3 protein-coding genes are annotated in these 3059 nt (G+C 23.5%); 1 reads left to right on the plus strand and 2 read right to left on the minus strand.

From position 1 onward, the window contains the following. The first annotated feature begins 140 nt into the window (after positions 1-140). On the plus strand, positions 141-1541 hold the full coding sequence (locus tag Q0V08_RS11280) for a PLP-dependent aminotransferase family protein (protein WP_297434816.1): 1401 nt from the start codon (positions 141-143) through the stop codon (positions 1539-1541). Positions 1542-1585: 44 nt separating this feature from the next. On the opposite strand, the gene Q0V08_RS11285 is transcribed toward Q0V08_RS11280, so the two are convergent. Then, entirely contained in the window at positions 1586-2095 is a 510-nt protein-coding gene (locus tag Q0V08_RS11285) for an NUDIX hydrolase (protein ID WP_297434817.1), read from the minus strand. A gap of 1 nt (position 2096) precedes the next feature. Beyond that, complete coding sequence (locus tag Q0V08_RS11290; RefSeq protein WP_297434818.1) at positions 2097-2966, minus strand: RluA family pseudouridine synthase; 870 nt, start codon at positions 2964-2966, stop codon at positions 2097-2099. Positions 2967-3059 lie beyond the last annotated feature (93 nt).

Below are 3059 nucleotides of genomic sequence, written 5' to 3' on the forward strand. Positions count from 1 at the left end.
AATAAATATAGTAAATATTTTTAAAAAACTTTTCATTTTATCCCCCTTCTATTTATGCTATACTTTTATCAGTATGACATATTTATTTATTTTTTTCAAAATAATATCTCAAATTGTATTACTACACTTTAGGAGGCACAATGAATATTCTTTTTAAAAACTTTAAAGTTGAAAATGAAAATTTTATATATATTCCTCTTTATATCTTTTTAAAAGATAAAATTGAAAAAAGAGAAGTTTCTTATAAACTTCCCTCAATTAGAAAAGTAGCTAATTTTTTAAATATTAGTTCTAATACTGTAGCAAAATCTTATTTAGAGTTAGAAAAAATTAATTATGTAAAAACTATTAAAGGAAGTGGTGTTTTTATTAATAAAAATATTTTTTCTGAAAAAAATACCTCTTCTTTAAACTTAGAAAACGATGATAATTTTAATATAATAAAAACTTTAAAAATTGATTTTATTAATTCTACACCTAATTATAGCTACCTTCCAGTTAATGATATTAAATATGCTATCAACTATATCTTAGATAGAGATCAAGAACTTGCATTAATTAATGAAGGTCCTTTTGGAAGTTCTGAATTACGTGAATCTATTAAAAATTCTTTAATTAACTTAAATATTACTTGTAATACTGAAAATATTCATATACTTTCTGGAGCACAGCAAGGAATAGATTTAATTTCTAAAACTTTAGGGTTTTCTAAAGCTCATATAGCCATTGAAAATCCAACCTACTTAGGTGCTTTAAAATCTTTTAAAAATCAAGATTTTATTATACATCCTATTAATGTAGAAGATGATGGTCTTAATATTTCTCAATTAAAACAATTACTTTTAGAAACTAAAATAAAATTTATTTATCTTATGGCTAATTTTCAAACTCCTACTGGTGTTAATATTTCTCAAAAAAAAAGATTACAACTTTTAGATCTTTCTAAAAAATTTGATTTTTATATAATTGAAGATGATTCTGCTTCTGATTTATATTATTCTGATAGAGCACCTATCCCTTTAAAAGTATTAGATGTAGAGGAGCGTGTTATTTATATTAAAAGTTTTTCTAAGATATTTATGCCTGGCTTTAGATTAGGATTTATTCTTGTTCCTGAAAAACTTTTAACATCTTTTTTAAATAACAAAATATTATCTGATTCTAGTACCTCTACTTTATATCAAAAATCATTTGCTTTTCTTTTAGAAAAAGGATTAATTGAAAAACATATGAATCTTTGTAGAAAGAATTTTAAATCTATTCAAGATTCTATTGTAGAAGAACTAAAAAAAATTCCAGATATTAGTTTTATAATTCCATCTGGAGGTTGCTCTATTTGGATAAAACTACCAAGAAATATTTCCTCTCTAAGTATTTATAATAAATTATTAATTAATAATGTTGGGATAGTTCCTGGTAGTAATTATGGTTTTGATAATTTCATAAAATTAAATTTTTCAAGAATCAATCAAAAAGATATAAATATTGGAATTTCTCTTCTAAAAGAAACTATTGAATTCTTTATAAATTTAGATATATAAAAAACATCAAAGGTAATTTTATATTATTACCTTTGATGTTTTTTTTAATTTTTTATTAAATTTTTATATAGTGTTATTGCATAATGTGTTTTAAAATCATTTGTTATATTTTCTACTTTTTCAAGATTTTCCCACACTACTTCTAAATCTTCACCTTCATCTAATTGCTTCTCATAAATTTTTTCTTTTTCTGTTTTTAACTTTAATATATATACATATAATTCTTCAGAGGTATATCCTGGCGAAAGAATTAATGGTGTTTGAGGTATATATATTAATTCGAAACTTTCAAACATATATCCAGTTTCTTCTCTAACTTCTCTTGCTAAAGTTTGAATTGGATCTTCGTTATTTTCAATTATTCCAGCCGGTATTTCTAAAAGTTTGCCAGAAACTCCTGGTCTATATTGTTCTACTAATAAAACTTTATCCTCTTCAAAGTTTAAAATTAAAGCTGCAATAGCATTAGGTTTATCTAAAAACTCTAATTGAATATCTCTTGTTGGATGTTTTTCTATCTTCACTTTTAAAAATCTTAAATCGTTTATTTTCATATTACTCTCCTATAATTCTAGCAAATTCTTTTGGAGTTGGTGATACGAAACTCATCTCTTTATTTGTTACAGGGTGTTTTATTTTTAACGTATGTGCATGTAATCCTAATCTTTTTAGAATATTTGTTTGTGCTCCATATTTCTTATCACCAACTACTGGATGACCCATGTCACTCATATGTACTCTAATTTGATTTTTTCTTCCAGTTTCTAAAGAAGCTTTTAAATATGTATACTTCCCTTTTACTTTTTCAACTTTATAATTTGTAATTGCTAATTTTCCACCATTTTTATCATCTTTTACTGAATAAGTTACAAAAGCTTTATTATCTTTTAAGTATGATTTAATTTGTCCTTTTTTCTCTTTAACAACACCTTCAACTATAACAGCATATTCTCTTTCTAAAACAAGAGTGTCCCAATTATCTTGAAGCTCTGTCTTTATTTTTTCTGATTTAGCAAAAATCATTACACCTGATGTATCTTTATCTAATCTATGAACAATAAATATTCTTTCTTTTTTATCCTTTGATTTCATGTAGTCCATTAAAAGTTTATATGCAGTTCTTTCATTACTTTTTTTATCTGTTGATATTGATAATAACCCTTCTTCTTTTTCAATTACAATTATATCATTATCTTCAAATAAAATTTTTATCCCTTTTGGAGTTTTATCATTTCTATTTTTATTCCAGTTTATTGTTATTTCATCTCCAGGGTTTAAAATTAAATTAAATTGTCTCTCTATTTTTCCGTTTACTCCAACTTGTTCTTTCGATAAAAGTGTTTTTATATTATTTTTACTTTGCTTTGATAAATTATCTATTAAAAATTTCATCAATTCACTTTTTTCAGTTACTTTAAATTTCATTATAATTACCTCTTTTTTTATTTCTATTATAACATATGTTTAATTTTATTGCGACAAATTGTCGTGTTTTAATTTTATTGCGACAAATTGTCG

The organism is uncultured Cetobacterium sp. (assembly GCF_947038635.1).
In the GTDB taxonomy this organism is placed as follows: Bacteria; Fusobacteriota; Fusobacteriia; order Fusobacteriales; family Fusobacteriaceae; genus Cetobacterium_A.

Bases quoted from the DNA above. Each gene is read 5' to 3' on its own strand.
- Q0V08_RS11280 (WP_297434816.1), top strand. From the start codon at position 141: ATGAATATTCTTTTTAAAAACTTTAAAGTTGAAAATGAAAATTTTATA.
- Q0V08_RS11285 (WP_297434817.1), bottom strand. From the start codon at position 2,095: ATGAAAATAAACGATTTAAGATTTTTAAAAGTGAAGATAGAAAAACAT.
- Q0V08_RS11290 (WP_297434818.1), bottom strand. From the start codon at position 2,966: ATGAAATTTAAAGTAACTGAAAAAAGTGAATTGATGAAATTTTTAATA.